Origin of the sequence: Mycolicibacterium parafortuitum, assembly GCF_010725485.1 — a bacterium.
Taxonomy (GTDB): domain Bacteria; phylum Actinomycetota; class Actinomycetes; order Mycobacteriales; family Mycobacteriaceae; genus Mycobacterium.
In genome coordinates this window covers 597,056-614,051 of sequence record NZ_AP022598.1, presented here as the reverse complement: position 1 = coordinate 614,051, position 16,996 = coordinate 597,056, and the positions used below count along the sequence as shown (strand labels likewise).

The 16,996-nt window shown below is 68.8% G+C and carries 18 protein-coding genes; 14 read left to right on the top strand and 4 right to left on the bottom strand.

Features of this window, described 5'->3' with window-relative positions:
- Positions 1-10 precede the first annotated feature (10 nt).
- From NTM_RS02670 to NTM_RS02660, 3 genes are all read left to right on the top strand, one after another.
- A complete protein-coding gene (locus NTM_RS02670; protein WP_435405021.1) occupies positions 11-940 on the top strand; it encodes an AraC family transcriptional regulator in 930 nt (309 codons plus the stop codon).
- A 90-nt stretch (positions 941-1,030) separates the two neighbouring features.
- Positions 1,031-2,167: a DUF7159 family protein gene (locus NTM_RS02665; protein ID WP_163765378.1), complete on the top strand. Its 1,137-nt coding sequence runs from the start codon at positions 1,031-1,033 to the stop codon at positions 2,165-2,167.
- A 72-nt stretch (positions 2,168-2,239) separates the two neighbouring features.
- Entirely contained in the window at positions 2,240-3,187 is a 948-nt protein-coding gene (locus tag NTM_RS02660) for a 2-hydroxyacid dehydrogenase (RefSeq protein ID WP_163765377.1), read from the top strand.
- A gap of 70 nt (positions 3,188-3,257) precedes the next feature.
- On the opposite strand, the gene NTM_RS02655 is transcribed toward NTM_RS02660, so the two are convergent.
- Together NTM_RS02655 and NTM_RS02650 are read right to left on the bottom strand one after the other, a co-directional pair.
- Positions 3,258-3,734: a PNPOx family protein gene (locus NTM_RS02655; RefSeq protein WP_163765376.1), complete on the bottom strand. Its 477-nt coding sequence runs from the start codon at positions 3,732-3,734 to the stop codon at positions 3,258-3,260.
- A 13-nt stretch (positions 3,735-3,747) separates the two neighbouring features.
- Positions 3,748-4,434, bottom strand: coding sequence for an HxlR-like winged helix-turn-helix transcriptional regulator (locus tag NTM_RS02650; protein WP_163765375.1), 687 nt, complete (start codon positions 4,432-4,434; stop codon positions 3,748-3,750).
- Positions 4,435-4,530: 96 nt separating this feature from the next.
- On the opposite strand from NTM_RS02650, the gene NTM_RS02645 reads away from it, so the two are divergent.
- The 5 genes from NTM_RS02645 (at position 4,531) to NTM_RS02625 (ending at position 8,394) form a co-directional block, all read left to right on the top strand.
- Positions 4,531-4,728, top strand: a complete 198-nt coding sequence (locus NTM_RS02645) for a hypothetical protein (protein ID WP_163765374.1) — start codon at positions 4,531-4,533, stop codon at positions 4,726-4,728.
- 301 nt (positions 4,729-5,029) lie between these two features.
- Entirely contained in the window at positions 5,030-6,787 is a 1,758-nt protein-coding gene (gene stpK7, locus NTM_RS02640) for a serine/threonine protein kinase StpK7 (protein ID WP_163765373.1), read from the top strand.
- A gap of 106 nt (positions 6,788-6,893) precedes the next feature.
- Positions 6,894-7,439, top strand: a complete 546-nt coding sequence (locus NTM_RS02635) for a CsbD family protein (protein WP_163769352.1) — start codon at positions 6,894-6,896, stop codon at positions 7,437-7,439.
- 44 nt (positions 7,440-7,483) lie between these two features.
- Positions 7,484-8,158 (top strand): IF2 family translation initiation factor, encoded by a 675-nt coding sequence (locus NTM_RS02630; protein WP_163765372.1) that lies wholly within the window; start codon positions 7,484-7,486, stop codon positions 8,156-8,158.
- Positions 8,155-8,394: a DUF6480 family protein gene (locus tag NTM_RS02625; RefSeq protein ID WP_163765371.1), complete on the top strand. Its 240-nt coding sequence runs from the start codon at positions 8,155-8,157 to the stop codon at positions 8,392-8,394. The genes NTM_RS02630 and NTM_RS02625 overlap by 4 nt, the downstream gene beginning before the upstream one ends.
- On the opposite strand, the gene NTM_RS02620 is transcribed toward NTM_RS02625, so the two are convergent.
- Positions 8,387-8,824 (bottom strand): ATP-binding protein, encoded by a 438-nt coding sequence (locus NTM_RS02620; RefSeq protein ID WP_083144721.1) that lies wholly within the window; start codon positions 8,822-8,824, stop codon positions 8,387-8,389. The genes NTM_RS02625 and NTM_RS02620 overlap by 8 nt on opposite strands.
- A 118-nt stretch (positions 8,825-8,942) precedes the next feature.
- On the bottom strand, positions 8,943-11,141 hold the full coding sequence (locus tag NTM_RS02615; RefSeq protein WP_163765370.1) for an MMPL family transporter: 2,199 nt from the start codon (positions 11,139-11,141) through the stop codon (positions 8,943-8,945).
- Between the two features lie 81 nt (positions 11,142-11,222).
- Here NTM_RS02615 and NTM_RS02610 point away from each other — a divergent pair, with 81 nt between their 5' ends.
- The 6 genes from NTM_RS02610 to NTM_RS02590 all read left to right on the top strand — a co-directional run bounded on the left by NTM_RS02610 (position 11,223) and on the right by NTM_RS02590 (position 16,898).
- Positions 11,223-12,578: a cytochrome P450 gene (locus NTM_RS02610; RefSeq protein WP_163765369.1), complete on the top strand. Its 1,356-nt coding sequence runs from the start codon at positions 11,223-11,225 to the stop codon at positions 12,576-12,578.
- 105 nt (positions 12,579-12,683) lie between these two features.
- Complete coding sequence (locus NTM_RS28495) at positions 12,684-12,824, top strand: hypothetical protein (protein ID WP_170311963.1); 141 nt, start codon at positions 12,684-12,686, stop codon at positions 12,822-12,824.
- Between the two features lie 173 nt (positions 12,825-12,997).
- Positions 12,998-13,201, top strand: a complete 204-nt coding sequence (cspE, locus tag NTM_RS02605; RefSeq protein WP_083144715.1) for a transcription antiterminator/RNA stability regulator CspE — start codon at positions 12,998-13,000, stop codon at positions 13,199-13,201.
- A 209-nt stretch (positions 13,202-13,410) separates the two neighbouring features.
- Positions 13,411-15,825 (top strand): S15 peptidase family protein, encoded by a 2,415-nt coding sequence (locus tag NTM_RS02600; protein ID WP_163765368.1) that lies wholly within the window; start codon positions 13,411-13,413, stop codon positions 15,823-15,825.
- A gap of 285 nt (positions 15,826-16,110) precedes the next feature.
- Positions 16,111-16,596: a DUF5994 family protein gene (locus NTM_RS02595; RefSeq protein WP_083144711.1), complete on the top strand. Its 486-nt coding sequence runs from the start codon at positions 16,111-16,113 to the stop codon at positions 16,594-16,596.
- A 98-nt stretch (positions 16,597-16,694) separates the two neighbouring features.
- On the top strand, positions 16,695-16,898 hold the full coding sequence (locus NTM_RS02590; RefSeq protein ID WP_083144709.1) for a cold-shock protein: 204 nt from the start codon (positions 16,695-16,697) through the stop codon (positions 16,896-16,898).
- Positions 16,899-16,996: the final 98 nt, after the last annotated feature.

The window sequence follows — 16,996 nt, the reverse complement described above, 5'->3', positions numbered from 1 at the left end:
CGTCTGCGGTGTGCGCGACACCGACCCGATGGACGTGTTGATGTCGCTGCTGCGCCCCGAAGCCGTGCTGTCGAAGGTCATCACCGGCGGCGGACAGTGGGGAGTGCGCAAACCGCGCTACGGCGACCCCGCGTTCTGCCTGATGCTGCAGGGGTCGTGCGTGCTGGAGGCCGACGGACTCGGCGCCGTCGAACTGACCCGCGGCGACTTCCTGTTGCTGCCCGAGACCCCGGAGTTCACGCTCCGCGCGGCCGCGGGCGGCGAGGCGCCGGCGTTCAGCCCGCTGGACCACTCGCGGCACACCCGTCACGGCGACGCCGACGATCCGGTCGAGATGCGTATGCTCGGCGGCTACTTCCGGTTCGATCCCGCCAACGCCGGGCTGCTGGTCGCGCTGCTCCCGCCGGTGATCCACGTGCGCGCCGACCAACCGGGTGCGACGCGGCTGAGCCTGCTCGTCGAGCTGATCACCGAGGAGGCCGACGACGACGGCGTGTGCCGCGACATCATCCTGCAGCGACTCGTCGAGGTGCTGCTCATCGAGGCGGCCCGGGTGGCGGCCGCGCCGGAACTGGCGGGCAGGCAGCGGGGGTTGCTCACCGGGCTGGCCGATCCGGTGCTCGCCCCTGCGTTGCGCGCATTGCACGCCGACATCGCGCACGGCTGGACGGTGCAGGGCCTGGCCCGCGCCGCGGCGGTGTCGCGCGCCGTCTTCGCCGAAAGGTTCACCCGCACCATGGGAATGCCGCCGATGCAGTACCTGCTGGAGTGGCGCGTCGCAGTGGCCAAAGGCCTGCTGCGCGCGGAGACGTTGTCCATCGCGCAACTCGCGCAGCGGGTGGGTTACCAGTCGCCGACCGCGTTCACGACGGCGTTCACCCGGGTCGCCGGATGCACCCCCACCGAGTTCTCCCGCAGACTTCGCGTCGAACCCGGCTGATCGAGCGGCCGGCCCATAGACGACCGACTGTGCCGTGTCGAGCCCTAGAGGTAATGTCGAGGCCTAGTCGTTATAGATAGGTAGCTATACATGGACCTCGTACTCGGTTTGTCGATGGCGTCGTCATCGGTGCGCTGGGTTCTTGTCGACGGCGCGACGACCGGGGAAAGCCTCATCGTCGAGCGCGGCGCGACGAACGTCGACGATCAGTTCGACGCGGCCGCCCTGGTCGATCGACTGCTTGAGCGCTCGGTACACGCAGTGGGCCTGACCTGGGACATCGCCGCCGAAGAGACCGTCAGCGCGGTCTGGCAAGCCTTCACCGACCGCGGCGTCGAGAACGTCATCGCGGTCTCCGACGTCGAAGCCGCCGAGGCGCTGGCCCGCGGCATCGCCGACATCGCCGGCTGCGAGCGGCTCGTGGTGTGCGTGGCCGAGCCCGGCTCGTCGCTGATCGCCACCGTGACCCCGGACGGTGTGACCGCCGACCGCGTCGACGCCGCCGCACTCACCGACGTCGGCGCCCTGGCGCCCGACGTGGTGTTCGTCCTCGGATCCGGTGACGTCAGCGGCGTGATGGCGGCGCTGGAACAAGAGATCGAGGCGCCGATCCTTTCGGCCGACGAAGCCCACCTGGCGCTGGCGCGCGGTGCGGCGCTCGCGTCGGCGTCGGCGGTGTCGATCCTGGATGCGCACGACACTCCGGTGGCTCGCCGGTTTACCCCGACCGCGGCGCTGGCCTCGGTGCTGGCCGCGGCGGTGGTGACGTTCGTGGTCTCGCTGTCGGTGGCGATCGGCATGACGCTGACCCCCGAGCGGCCCGCACCGCAGATGGCGCGCGCGGTCAGCGAACCGGCCGCCGAACCTGCGCCGAGCACCAGCACGCCGACGCCGGCCAAGGCCGCCCCGCGCGAACCCGAGGCCGTCCCCGCTCCGCCGCCCCCGCCGCCGGTCGCCGAACCGGTCGCCGTCGAGATGCCGCTGCCCGAGGCTGCGCCGGTCGTCCCGCAGGCCCCGGCCCCGGTCTACGAGGAGCCGCTGGCACCCGCACCGGTGATGCCGCCCGCGCCCGAGTATGTGCCGCCCGCCCCGGTGGCGCCGGCCTACGTGCCGCCCGTGCAGGCCCCGATGATCCCGCAGCAGCCGGTGCAGCCGCCGCGGCTGCGCGACCGGATCATCGAGCGCATCCCGATCATCAACCGGTTCCACGAGCCGAAGCCCTGGTAGCGGTATTCGGCAGCGCCCGTTGGGTGCTGGCGGCAATGGACCATCCGCCCGGCTCGCCCTAGCGTGGGCCCCATGAGCACCGCGCACAACGTCCTGCAGGTCGGGCCTCTGATGCCGTCGCTGACGAGGCGCCTCGCCGACGACTACGCGGCCAGGCGGTTGCCCGCCGACCCTGAGGATCGCGCGGCGTTCCTCGCCGAGCACGGCCAGGAGTTCACCGCGACGGTGACCTCGGGGGGTGTGGGAGTCGACGCCGGCCTGATCCAGGCGCTGCCGAATCTGGGCGCCATCGTGAACTTCGGCGTCGGCTACGACACCACCGATGTCGAGGCCGCGCACGCCCGCGGGATCGGGGTCAGCAACACCCCCGACGTCCTGACGGACTGTGTGGCCGACACCGCGGTCGGCTTGATGATCGACACCATGCGGCGGTTCTCCGCCGCGGATCGTTATGTGCGGGCAGGCCGTTGGCCGGTCGACGGCATGTTCCCGCTGACCCGCGATGTCAGCGGTTCCACGGTGGGCATCATCGGACTCGGTCGCATCGGGACCGCGATCGCGTTGCGGCTTAAGGCTTTCGGCTGCACCATCAGCTACCACAACCGGCACCGGGTAGCGGATTCGCCGTACCGGTACTTCCCGTCGGCGGCGGAACTGGCGGCGGCGGTGGACGTGCTGGTGGTCGCCGCGGCCGGCGGGGATGCGAGCCGGGGACTGGTCAGCGCCGAGGTGCTCGACGCGCTGGGGCCGCAGGGTTATCTGATCAACATCGCCCGCGGCAGCGTCGTCGACCAGGACGCGTTGGTCGCCGCCCTGACCGAAGGGCGGCTTGCCGGAGCGGGTTTGGACGTGTTCGCCGAGGAGCCGAAGGTGCCCGAGGTGTTGTTCGGCCTCGACAACGTCGTGCTGCTGCCGCACGTCGGCAGCGCGACGGTGCAGACCCGGGCTGCGATGGAGGAGCTGACGGTGCGCAACCTGGACAGCTTCCTACGGACGGGACAGCTGGTCACCCCGGTCTGAGCGCCGAAATTGCATTCCAGCAGAGGTTTTGCGAGTAGAGGTCTGCCGGAATGCAATTTCGGCGGAAGATCTAGGCTTTCGGGGTCAGCTTGATCGTGGCGATCTTCATCCGGTCCACGGCGTCCTCCCACTCGGCGGCCGTCGGCAGCCGGTCGTCGCGGAACGTCATGCCCATCTGGCGTTGCGCCTTCTTGGGGCCGTAGGACGTCGCGACGCGTTCGCAGATCGCGGCGACCGCCGACCGGTCGGTGATCAGCTCGCCGCGCATCGTGCGCGTCTTGCCCCGGTAGGACACCTCGGCGTCGGCGCCGTCGCGGAAGTTGTACTTCCACTGCGCCTCCAGCACCACGTACAGGTCCCCGTCGAGGTGGTGCGCGCTGACCGGTGTGGAGTAGCGCTTCCCGGATTTGCGGCCGGTGAAGCTGACGAGCATGAAGTCACCGATGAGCCCGCCGAGCGGGGTCTTGAGCAGAAATCGCAGCGTGGGGTTGACCACCGCGAGCATCGCGTCGGGCGGATGCGCGGCGTCGATGGGCTGATCTGTCATGGAGCCTCCTGATTCATCGGGCGAGATGCCGTTCGATCACCGTGACCAGCGCCGCGATCGCGGTCGGGTCCCCGGAGGTCTCGAGGCGGCCGTCGGCGACCGCGTCGCCGAGGGCGATATTGCGCCCGACGATGGCGGCCACCGTCGGCGCCGACGCCCGCACGGTCACGTCGCCCGGTGTCGGAGGCGGGCCGGGGATCACCGTCACGGCGCCGTCGTGCAGCCGCAGGTGCGCCACGCTGTCGTCGATGTGGAATTCGTAGACCGCGTCGAGGTCGTGCGGACCGTCGCGGCGGAAGTCGGCGGCCAGATAGCTCAACAGCCACTCGGCGCGGAACATCTCCTCGCAGGCGTCGGCGTCCGACATCTGGTGGCGCGCACCCCAAACCGCGAGCGGGACGATCGCCGATGCGAGTTCCCTTCCCGCGCTGGATAGTTCGTAGACGACGGTCGATCCGGGCTGGTCGAGCGCGAGGCGCCGCTGGACGACGCCGTCGGACTCCAGCTGCCGCATACGGGTGGCCAGCAGCGAGGTTCCGATGCCGGCGAGCGCGTCGGCGAGCTCGGTGTAGCGCTTCGGCCGCGACGCGAGCTCCCGCACGATCAGCAGCGTCCACCGCTCGCCGACGACGTCGAGGGCGTGGGCGAGCCCGCAGAACTGGCCATAGGTGCGTCGCGACACGTCGGCAAGCCTACTCATCGCACTCCCGTTCCCTACCTGTACTGAGAAATCTGTTGGCCACTTCAAAATCTTATGTTACGTTGCGGAAAGGAAAGTGCAAGGAAGGTGACGCATATGGCCTCGATCGCCGGATTCCGACCCTGGGCGCGATGGACCCTGACCGGACTGTTCAGACGCACGCCGACCGCGGTGGCGCTCGCGGTCGACGAGAGCACACCCGGCGCCGGCCGGCGCGAACGTCGCAGCTACGCCCCAGCTCGCGACGCATTCCTGGAGAACTCGGCGATGCGCCGGGAGATGTACCGGCTCTGACGACTGCCCGCCGACGGCGCGGAAAAGTCCTGGTAGATCGCCTGGACCGGGTGCCGCGGCGCGGTATCGGCGCAGCCGGGCCTCACATCGACATCGTCGGCATGGGTCGACACCGCTCTTCTGACGCCCACGCGTGGTAAGAATGCTGCACCCTTACAGCACGCGGTGGCGTCGTCCTGCACCGGCACGTCCAATTCGGGCAACCGGCGATGAGGCGATCTGACCTGCGTCCGGGCAGCCCCGGCAAACGTGAACGAGCTTCCGTCGAGAGTCCGATAGGCCGCAGCCGAGGAGAGCACCGGTGAATGCGACACCCTTCGGGCACTATCGACTCCAGAAGCTGATCGGCCAGGGCGGGATGGGCGAGGTCTACCAGGCCTACGACACCAAAACCGACCGCGTGGTCGCGCTGAAGGTGTTGCCGCACCACATGGCCCAGGACGAGACGTTCAAGGCCCGGTTCCGCCGCGAGTCCCAGGCCGCCGCCGGACTCAACGATCCGCACATCGTCCCGATCCACGGCTACGGCGAGATCGACGGCCGCCTCTACCTGGACATGCGGCTGATCGAAGGCCGCAATCTGGGCACCATGCTGCAGGAGGCGGACAAGCCGCTCGGCGCCCCGTTCGCCGTCATGATCGTCGAGCAGGTCGCCAACGGACTCGATGCGGCACACCGGCTCGGGCTGATCCACCGGGACATCAAGCCGTCCAACATCCTGATCACCGACCGCGACTTCGTGTACCTGATCGACTTCGGCCTGGCCCGCACGGCGGGGGAGAAGGGGCTGACGACGGCGGGCAGCACGCTCGGCACGCTCGCGTACATGGCCCCGGAGCGGTTCGAAGGCGGCGAGGTCGACGCGCGTTCCGACATCTACGCGCTGACCTGTGTCCTCTACGAATGTCTCACCGGCGCAAGGCCTTATCCGGCCGAGAGCCTCGAACAGCAGATCGCCGGGCACATGGTCTCACCGATCCCGCAGCCGTCGGAGGTGGATTCCCGGCTCGCGGCGTTCGACGAGGTCATCGCCAAGGGCATGGCCAAGAAGCCGGCCCAGCGGTACCAGACGGCCGGGGAACTCGCCGAAGCCGCCAAGCGCGCGCTGAACGCGCCGGCCCGGCGCGGCAGCGGATCCCGGCACGCGGCGGTCCGCGCGGAACGCAAGCGCCCGGGCAAACCGCTGATCGCCGCGGCCGTCGCCGCGGTCGTCCTCGCCGCGGCCGGAATCGGCGTGTGGCAGTGGGCACCCTGGAACGGCGACGCCGATTCCCCGTTGCCCGCCGGTGCGGTCCCCGAGGTCGCCGCGACGGTGCCGGCCGAGGTCCGCGACACCGGGCGCCTCGTCATCGGGGTGAACGTCCCGTACGCGCCGATGGAGTTCAAGAACGCCGACGGTCAGCTCGTCGGGTTCGACGTCGAGCTGATGAACGCGATCGCGCGGGTTCTGGGCCTGGTCCCGGATTACCGGGACACCCCGTTCGAGACGATCCTGCCCGCCGTCGTCGACGGCACCTACGACCTCGGGATGTCCTCGGTCACCGACACCAGCGAACGCGAGGAGCTCGTCGACTTCGTCACCTACCTCGAAGCCGGCACCCAGTGGGCCCGCCGCCCCGGTACCGCGCTGGGGCCCAACGCCGCGTGCGGTCTGAGAGTGGGTGTGGCGGAAGGGACTTTGCAGGCCACCGAGGAGCTGCCCGCCAAGAGCGACCAGTGCACGGCCGCGGGGATGCCCGCGATCGAGATGGTGGTCCACAAGAGTCAGGACGAGGTCACCGCGGCGTTGATCAGAGGCGAGGTGGACGCGATGTCGGCCGACTCGCCGGTCACCGGTTTCGCGATCAAGCTCAGCCGGGGCGACCTGGTGCCCGCCGGCGACGTGTTCGACACCGCCCCGTACGGCTGGCCGGTCGCGAAGGACTCCGGGATGGCCGAGCCGCTGCAGCGGGCGCTGGAACACCTGATGGAGACCGGCGAGTACCGCGCCATCGCGACGATGTGGGGCGTCGAGCGCGGCATGATCGACGCACCGGCGATCAACGGCGCGACCCGCTGACGCACCGACCGCCGCCCCGTGGCTGCGGTGTGACGTACGTCGCTCCCGTGTAGCTCGTCTTCGGCTGGGTATGCAGGCAGTTCATGCCGATCCCAGAAGGAGCGAGATGTCCCAGGACGACAAGGCCGCCCAGACCCGCAAGAGCATTGTGGAGTCGGTGAAGGGCAAGGCCAAGGAGTTGGCGGGCGCCGTCACCGGCAATGACTCGTTGACGGCGGAGGGCCAGCTCGAGCAGGCCGAAGCCAAGGAGCGCCGCGAAGCCAGCCGCAAGGAGGCCGAGGCCGACGCCGAGGCCGCGCAGGCCCAGGCGCAGGCCAATGAAGCGCAGCTCGAAGGCGCGCAGGAACGCGCGGCCGCCGAGGTGCGCGCCGCGAGTGCCGAGACCCAGGTGCGCGCTGATCAGGCGGCCCAGCGCGAAGCCGCCGAGGAGGTGGGCCGTCGCGACGCCGCGCGCGGCCAGGTGCAGGCCGAGGCGCAGGTCGCCCAGGAGACGGTCCGGGCCCGCGCCGAACAGCGCGAGCAGGTCGTCGAGGCGGCCGGTGAATACCGCGAGGCCGCCGCCGAGTTTACCGAGGCCAACCGCGAGGCCGCCGAGGCCGAGGCCCGCGCCGACCGCCTGCGGCAGCGCGCCGAGGACACCGACCCGGCCTGAGCCGGTCCCGACCTGTACCGCAACCCCCACCTCAAGGAGTCACGATGGCTGTCACCGACCTTCCGTTCGCCCTGCTGCGAATCCAATACCGCATCGCCCGCACACCGCTGCAACTGTTCGAGAGCGGCGTCATCTCCCGGATGGACACCGAGGAACCGCGCCGGCTGCTGTTCGAGCGGGCCTTCGGCTCGCTGGACGCGACCGTCGGCAGCCTGCTGCGCGACCGCGACCTGGAGCAGGCCGGTGTGGCCCGCATCGAGCGGGCCGTCGAACTGGCCGAGGCCTCGCGCCTCGACGTGGAGGCCGAGCAGAAGCGCCGCGCGGCCGCCGATGAGCTGCGGCAGAAGCGCGACAAGGCGACCGCGGCCCCGCAGCAGGCCCGCAAGGAGGCCGAGGAACGCGAGAAGCAGGCCCGCGCGCAGGCCGAGCAGAAGAAGCGGGCCGCCGCCGAGAACGCCGCGAAGCGCACGTCGCAGGCCAAGGAGCGCATCGACGAGGCCGCCGATCAGAAGGCGCAGTCGGTGGAGAAGTCCAAACAGAGCGCGGTGAACCGCAGCCGCGCCGCCGAGAAGGCCGAGGTCAAGGTCGCCGAGGCGCAGCTCGAGGACGCTTCCGACAAGCGCAGTGCGGCAGCGGGTGCGCGGGCGCACGCCGACAAGCTGGAGAATTTCAGTGAGACGGAGAAGGTCAAGCGCCAAGCTGCCAAGGGCGACCTGTGACCGCGCTACCTCCGGATCCGGATCCGCGCGACGTCCCCGGCGTGAACAGCGCCGGGGATGTCGCCCCCGGTGACACCCCGCCGGATTCCGCGCAGACCAGCGCGACCTCGAATCGGGATCCGGCCGCCGGCCGCAACCTCACGCCGCGCGCGGTGGTGACTTTTGTGGTGGTGCTGTTGTTCGTCGCGCTGTTCATCGCGACGGCGATCTACCTGTTGGTGACGATCCTCACCTGATGCCGCGGCAGCGATAATCCAGGCACACGGTCGTCCCGTCGTGGCGGCCGTTGATCGTGCAGTGGTCGGCCATCGCGTGCATCAACGCCACACCGCGGCCACGCCGGCGGTCCTCGGCGGACTGGTGTCCGGGCTGGCGCCACGTGCCGTGGTCGGTGACGCAGATGCTCAGGCACCCGGCGGCGGGCTCGTAGTCGGCGCGCACCGCCATCGTGCCGACCGCGGAATGGCCCGAGTAGGCGTGGTCGACACAGTTGGCGAGCGCCTCGTTGACCGCCAACAGGATCTCGTTGGTCTGCGGTGCGGAGACTCCGCGTGCGCGAAGCCAGGCGCCGAACTCGTCGCGAAGCTGAGCAGCGCTCGCGGCGGTCGCCATCCCCCTCACCGTCAACTGCTCTGAGGTGGGCGACTCCACCGCTGAAAGGCTCATGCGTTTGGGCTACCCAGCCGTCAGCGGCTTTATACCCCTGGACTTTTCGATCTTGTCACAGAACGATCACCGCGCCGAGGCGTCCTGATGTGCTGAGCGACCGCTCCACGCGCGCACATCACGAGGCCGCCGAAACCGGGCTGCGATGCTCGACTTCCAGTGCGGTGCCTTCGATGTCAAGATCGGGCACGTACCGGTCGAACCACTTCGACCGCGCCCACATCTTGTCGCCCAGCATCGCCATGATCGCCGGGATCAGCGTCAGCCGGACGACGAACGCGTCGAGGAACACGCCGACCGCCAGCGTCAGGCCGACCGATTTGATGATCGGATCCCCGGCGGCCAGGAACGCGACGAACACCCCGAACATGATCAGCGCGGCGGCCGTCACCACTCGCGCCGACAGGCCGACGCCGTTGCGTACCGCGGTCAGCGCATCGGCGCCGTCCTTGCTGAGCTCCTCTTTGACGCGCGAGACCACGAACACCTCGTAGTCGCTGGACAATCCGAAGATGATGGCCAGCGCGATGATCGGCAGGAAGCTGATCGTCTCACCCGGGGTGACGCCGAGAAGGTCTGCCCCCCAGCCCCATTGGAAGATCGCGACCTGCACGCCCATGGCGGCGAACACCGACAGCAGGAAGCCGGCGATCGACGTGATCGGCACCAGCGCCGCCCGGAACGCGACGGCCAACAGGATGAAGGCCAACCCGACGACCACCACCAGGAAGATCGGCAGCGCGGTGGCCAGCTTGTCGGAGGTGTCGATGTTGGACGCGGTGTTGCCGCCGACCAGGAACGTCGCCCCGGTCCCGGCCTGGATCGCGTCGCGGTCGGCGCGGATCCGCTGCACCAGATCGGCGGTGGCGGTGTCGTTCGGTCCGGTCTCCGGGATCACCTGGATGACCGCGGTGCGCTGGTCACCGCCCGCCGGGGCGGCGGCGACCACGCCGTCCTCGCGGGCGATGTTCGACGCGATGACCTGTGCGGCGTTCGGGTCCGTCGCACGGGTCAGATCCGCGACGACGAGCAGCGGTCCGTTGAAGCCGGGACCGAGGTGCTCGGCGGTCAGGTCGTAGGCCTGCCGGGAGGTATTCGTCTCCGGCTGCGACGAGCCGCTGGGCAGCCCGAGTTGCATGCCGAGCGCCGGCAATCCGATCACGATCAGCGCCGCGGACCCGCCGACCAGCAGCGGTGCGCGGAACCTGACCACGAATCGTGCCCACGCCGCGCCGAGTGTGCGCTGCGGGGTATAGGCCGAGACCTGCGCGACCTCCTTGGGCCGGTGCGGCTGCAGCGGGGGTTCGATGAACTTCGCGACCTTGCCGCCGGCGAAGGCGAACAGCGCGGGCAGCAGGGTCAGCGCGATCAGCATCGCGATGAACACCGAGGCGGCGGCGGCCAGGCCCATGTAGGTCAGGAACGGGATGCCGACGACGGCCAGCCCGCACAGCGCGATGATCACCGTCAGCGCCGCGAAAACGACCGCGCCACCGGCGGTCCCGACAGCCAGCCCGGCCGCCTCCTGGCGCGGCATCAACAGCAGCAGGTTGTTGCGGTAGCGGTTGAGGATGAACAGCGCGTAGTCGATGCCGCAGGACAATCCGAGCATCAGAGCCAAAGACAGCGACGCCGTCGGCATCTCGACGAATGCGGCGACGACGAAGATGCCCAGCGCCCCGATCCCGACGCCGATGGCGGCGGTCAGGATCGGCAGACCGGCGGCGACGACCGCGCCGAACGTGATCAGCAGGATCAGGAACGCCACGCCGATGCCGATGATCTCGGGCAGGTGCGGGACGGCAACCTTGTAGCCGGGGAACACCGCGCCGGCGTACTCCACCTGCACTCCGGCGTCGGCGACCGGCGCCATCGCGTTCTCCAACTCGGCCAGCGCGGCGTCGCTGACCTCGCCGATCGGCGCCGTCCACTGCACCGTGCCGAGCGCGACCCGGCCGTCCGGGGAGATCTGGCGGGTCTGATTCGGCCCGGCGGCCACGGCGACGTCGGGCAGCGTGTTGAGCGTGGCGACGGCTTCGTCGATCGCCGCGGCGAACCGCGGATCGGTGATCGACTGGTTCTCCGGGGCGGCGAACGTCAACTGGGTTTGGGCCCCGCTGAAGTCGGGCAGATTCTGTTGCAGCTGCTCGACGGCGCGCTGGGATTCGGTGCCGGGGATGGTGAAGTTGTCGCCGGGCTCCTCGCGGAAGCCGACGAACGCCAGCCCGACACCGAGCAGAACGGCCAGCCAGGTGCCCAGGACCAGCCAGCGGCGGCGGAAACTGGCTGCCCCGAGACTGAACAGAAATCGCGACATGTGCACTCCATTTCCCGGGTGGGGGACGTTCTACGCGCAGATAGCCCTGTGATCTGGCCGACGGCTTCGTAGGCTGAGGCGATGACGGGCTCTACCAAGGCGACGTCACTGCCCCCGGGCCCGCGGCTCCCGAAGCTGGCGCAGGCGGTGCTGATGCTGAAATGCGGTCCGCGTTATCTCGCACGATGCCGGCGGCGATTCGGATCGACGTTCACGCTGCGGGTGGCCGGGATGGGCACGCTCGTCTATCTCACCGATCCGAACGACATCAAGGCCGTGTTCGCCGGCGACCCCGACATCTTCCATGCGGGCGAAGCGAATTCGATGCTCAAGGGTCTGCTCGGCGACTCCTCGGTGCTGGTGGTCGACGGCGATGTGCACCGCGACCGGCGCCGCCTGATGCTGGCGCCGTTCACCCGCGACGCGGTGGCCGGCCAGGCCGCGGTGATGGCGCAGATCGCCGCGGACAACATCGCCGGATGGCCGGTCGGCACGCCGTTTCCGGCCGCACCGAAAATGGCCGAGATCACCCTCGAGATCATCCTGCGCACCGTGATCGGCACCAGCGATCCGGCGCGGCTGAACGCGCTGCGCACCGTGATCCCGCGCGTTCTGCGGGTCGGCGCCTGGGAGTCTTCGGCGCTGACCAGTGAGGAGAGCATGCGCCGGGGTCCGTGGCGGTCCTTGCGGAGCGCTCTGACCAGGGCTGACGAGCTGATGTACGCCGAGATCGCGGACCGCCGGGCCGACCCCGACCTCGCCCGGCGCACCGATGCGCTGTCGATGCTGGTGCGCGCCGGCGGCATGACCGACCGAGAACTCCGCGACCAACTCATCACCCTGCTGGTCGCCGGGCACGACACGACCGCGACCGGCCTGTCGTGGGCGCTGGAACGACTGACCCGCCACCCGGACGTGCTGGCCAGGGCGGTACGCGCGGCGCGCACCGGGGACGACGAGTACCTCGACGCCGTCGCCAAGGAGACACTGCGCAACCGGTCGGTGGTGTTCGACGTCGGCCGCGTGATCAAAGAACCGGTCGAGTTGGCCGGCTACTCGTTGCCCGCGGGCGTGATGCTGGTGCCGGGCATGGTGCTGGTGCACGGTGACGACCGGATCTATCCGCACGCCGACCGGTTCAACCCGGACCGCATGCTCGGCGCGACGCTGAGCCCGTCGTCGTATCTGCCGTTCGGCGGCGGCAACCGGCGCTGCCTCGGCGCGACGTTCGCGATGACCGAATTCCGGGTCGTACTAAGGGAAGTCCTGCGCCGAGTCGACCTCGACACGACGACCGAGCCCGACGAGCGACGCAGGCTCAAAGCCGTGATCTTCGAACCCCGCCGCGGTGCGCGGATCCGCGTCACCGCCAAGCACGCGATGCCGCCATGCACCGAGGGACGCGCGGCGACGTGTCCGGCCGACAAGCATGCCTAGGGGGCGTGTGTAATGTCGGGGGCAGATCGGTGTCCACACGCGATCTTCCGCGTTTTCGCTCCCAGCAACGGGGCAGAAAACCCCCGCAACCTCAAGGACGTACTCATGGATTCGTCTGAGCTGTTCTCCCACCCTCAGGCCGCCCAGCCCAGTTCACCCGGCGACAACTCGCACGAGGCGGTGGCCATGCCGGTCTTCTCTGACCTGCCCCAGAAGGGGCATCCGGGCGATTCGCCCACGCAGTGAACGCATTCCGCTGATCTTGGTTCCCGCCGCCGTCGACATTCTTGAATTCGAACCGATTCGATCCCTTGTGTTGCGATTCGGAAAAGTTCGGGCTGTTCTTCGGGGATATGCGTGTTAGCCTGACCTGCGGATGTGTCCGAACATCCAGATCAAAAGTGAGAGAAGAAAAAAGTATGACGCAGGGAACTGTGAAGTGGTTCAACGGCGAAAAGGGCTTCGGCTTCATCGCCCCCGATGACGGCTCGAAGGATGTCTTCGTCCATTACTCGGAGATCAGTGGATCCGGATACCGCTCGCTGGAAGAAAACCAGCGTGTCGAGTTCGAGGTCGAGCAGGGCAACAAGGGGCCGCAGGCCGTTCGGGTCAGCGCAATCTGACAAGACTTAACAGCGTGGGCCGGTAGGAGAACTCCTACCGGCCCACGTTTTGTTTGAGCCCGATTCCGGGAGCTAGGCCACGGAATCGGTTGTGAGTTCCGAGTTCGGGCAGGGAATCAGTAGGCGTTACCCCATCTAACTGACTCATCGGTAAGAAATTCCGCGCAAGTCTTCCGCCACCCGGTTTGCGCAGGGTAGACATTGAGTCCATGAACGCGGGGACATACGTGGGGCGGGTCGGCGGGTTGGCGGCCGCGTTGGGAATCGGCGTGGCCCTGCTCGCGGGAGCGGGCGCCGCAGCTGCCGACGACAGCGCCGGGTCGGGATCCAAGGATTCGGTCTCCACGTCTCGGTCGTCGGAATCGTCGACCGAGTCCCGCACACCGGCGAAGCCCAGCGCGCGGCGCGGCGCCGACAGCGAGGCCACCGGGCCAGCGACTGTCGGCCGAACCGGCACCGGCGACACCACTGGTGCCGAGGACGCGACCCAGGGTTCGGGCAAGGGGTCGGGCAAGGGTTCGGGACGGGCCGTTGATACGCCAGCCGCCGACGAATCCGCGGAAGACGAGTCGGCCGAGGAGGCCCCCGCCGTCGAACCCGTCGACGAGACGCCGGTCGACGCACCCGACGAAGCGTCGACGGTTGGCAGCGAGGCTGTCGCCGAAGCCCCGCCGTCCGTCCCGCAGAAGCCCGCGGTGGTCCCCGACGACGCGCCGGGCGCCGAACCCGGCCCCCAGACCGTCACCACGGAGCTGGCCAATCCGAAAGCGCCGGAGCCCGCGGGCGACTCGGGCGATCCGGTCCTGCCGACGCTGGCCACCCTGGTGTCCTCGGTGCTGGCCGCGGGCCGCGAGAGCACCAACGAATCCCCGACCGCCGTCGGCGCGCAGGTGGCCAGCAGCCTGGCCGAGGCCGGCTCGGCGCCGTACCCGATCCCGACCGGCGTCACGGTCGAGGAGTGGACGCCGCCGCTGGAGTGGCTGCAGAACATCCCGGTGCTCGGCCCGCTGGTGATCACCCCGATCGTCGGGTTCATCCACGTGCTCCCGTTCGTCGGGGACATCCTGCACCCGGTGATCGGGTTCCCGATCGACCACTTCGCGCCGCCGGGCGCACCGCGGGCCCGCAACTACCGGGTCACGTCCTTCGACGGCACCCGGATCTTCGTGAACTTCATGCCCGCCAAGGGATTACAGGCCGGCGAGACCGCGCCCACCATCCTCAACGGACCCGGCCTGGGGCTACCGGGATCGACCGCGCTGGAACTTCCCAAGGACAGCTTCCTGCCCACCGACGTGATCGGGATCGGCACGCTGCGGCAGAACGGCTACAACGTCGTCACGTGGGATCCGCGGGGGGAGTGGCGCTCCGAGGGCGTCATGCACCTGAACTCACCCGACCTGGAAGGCCGGGACATGTCGCACATCATCAGCTTCCTGGCCACCCTGCCCGAGGTGCAGCTCGACGCCGAAAACGACCCCCGGATCGGCATGACCGGTGCCTCCTACGGTGGTGGGATCCAATTGGCCACGGCGGCAATCGATCACCGCGTCGACGCGCTCGTCCCGACGATCGCGTGGAACAACCTGGTCGACGTGCTGTTCCCGCGCGGTGCGGTCAACAGCAGCTGGGGCACCATCCTGCCCGGCGTGCTGGCGCTGACGTTCGCCCGTGAGCATCCGAGGATCTTCCCGGTCGCGATCCAGGGGGTGCTGTTCGGCATCGCCGATCCGGCCGACATCGAGCTGGTCAACAGCCTGAGCTTCGGCGACCAGATCAAGGACATCACCGCCCCGACACTGCTGATCCAGGGCACGGTGGACACCCTGTTCACCCTGGACCAGGCGCACCGCAACGCGCTGGATCTGATCGAGGCCGGCACCACGACGAAGGTGATCTGGTACTGCGGCGGCCACGGCGCGTGCCTGAGCGACTTCAACGACGGTGAGGTCGTCATCGCCCGCACCCTCGACTGGCTGGACCGCTACGTCAAGGGCAACGAGGACACCGACACCGGACCGCAGTTCGAATGGGTCGACCAAAACGGCGACTGGTTCAGCGACGACACCTACCCGGCGGCCGCGTCGGCGCCGATCGTGGTGACCCGCGAGGAGGACAGCCGGGTGATGCCGATCATCCCGGCGCTGTTCGGCTCCGGCCCGAACCCGCTGATCATCACGCGCGGCCTCATCGCCACGCTGCTGGGCCTGCCGTCGGCGGCCGCCGCCTACAACTCGGTGAACCTGCAGATCCCCGAGGCGTCCGAACTGACCCACCTCGTCGGCGCGCCTGAGGTCACGATCACCTACACCGGCGACGGCACCGCCAAGCACGTCTATGCCCAGATCGTGGACGACACAACGGGATTGGTGCTCGGCAACCACGCGACCCCGATCCCGGTGACCCTGGACGGCACCAGCCGCACCGCGTCGTTCTCGCTCGAGCCGATCGCGCACACGTTGCGGCCCGGCCAGTCGGTGACCGTGCAGATCGTCACCTCGACCGCGAAGTTCATCAACTACTACTCGTGGGGCGCGATCACGATCGAGGAGCTGACGATCGAGCTCCCGACCCGCGCCGCCGCAGGTGAGGGCACCTCCGAAGGGCGAATAGTCGCCGCGTAGGCCCCTGTGCGTGTACTGTGGGGGTCAGGCCGTTTCACGTACGCAGCCCTTTCTACCGGTTCCCTTCGTGAATGTTCTCAGCCCACGACGCGATGAACTTCGCGCGGACCGTCGTACGGGGTGACCCGTACCACCCAAAAGATTGTTTATGGACTCCTCTGAATTGTTCTCCCACCTGCCCATCCCGCAGGTTCTGAACACCGATACTCGTTCGAATGAGCCGGTGCAGGCGCCGGTGTTCTCCGATGCGCCGAAGCGGACCGCGCCACGGGGTGCGGGGGCGCAGTGAACGGGGTCGCGGGTTCACGCCGGGCCAGTCGGCCGATCCGGCTCACCCTGTGTGAGACGTTGGGCGGTGTCATCGATGGCGCGTGGTGGCCGCATTCGGGGTCGATCGCCTCGGAGCTTCCCGACCTGGTCGGCGCGCTGCACAAGCCGCTGGGCGAGATCGTCGACATCCGGCTGAACTGGACGGCGACCGACGGTCACTTCGATCTGCAGTGGATCGCCACCGGCTCGAAGCTTCCGGATGCGGCGCATCGACGTCCCCGGCTGATGGTGATCGCGGGCCGCGACGCGTGCGTGCGGTTGCTGGTGATCCCGAGCCTGACATCACAGGCGCTGGGCTCGATAGTCGTGCGAGCCGCGGCGGGACTGCCGACATTCAGCGGCCAGGGCGACGACCGGCTGTTCGAGACGGCGCGGGTCGTCATGGATGTCGCGCGGGCGGAGAGCGCCCAATGGTGTCCGCTGGAAGCCGTCAAAGCTTAAGGGCGAATTGATAATTCGGTGCACGCGCATCGTCGTGTTACCGTAAGTGCAGGTGTCGGTCTCGACATCTGTTGGAAATGAAAGAAGTTGGAAAAAGTATGGCACAGGGAACTGTGAAGTGGTTCAACGGCGAAAAGGGCTTCGGCTTCATCGCCCCCGACAACGCGTCGGAAGACGTGTTCGTCCATTACTCCTCGATCAGCGGCAGCGGTTTCCGCTCGCTCGACGAGAATCAGCGCGTGCAGTTCGAGATCGAACAGGGCGCCAAGGGCCCGCAGGCCGTTGGAGTTTCGGCGATCTAACAGTCTTCGTAACACGATTCGTGGGCCGGTGGAGTTATTCCATCGGCCCACGAATTCGCTGTGGAGCGTGAGGTCTTCGGCGGGTAGAGCCGATTCTC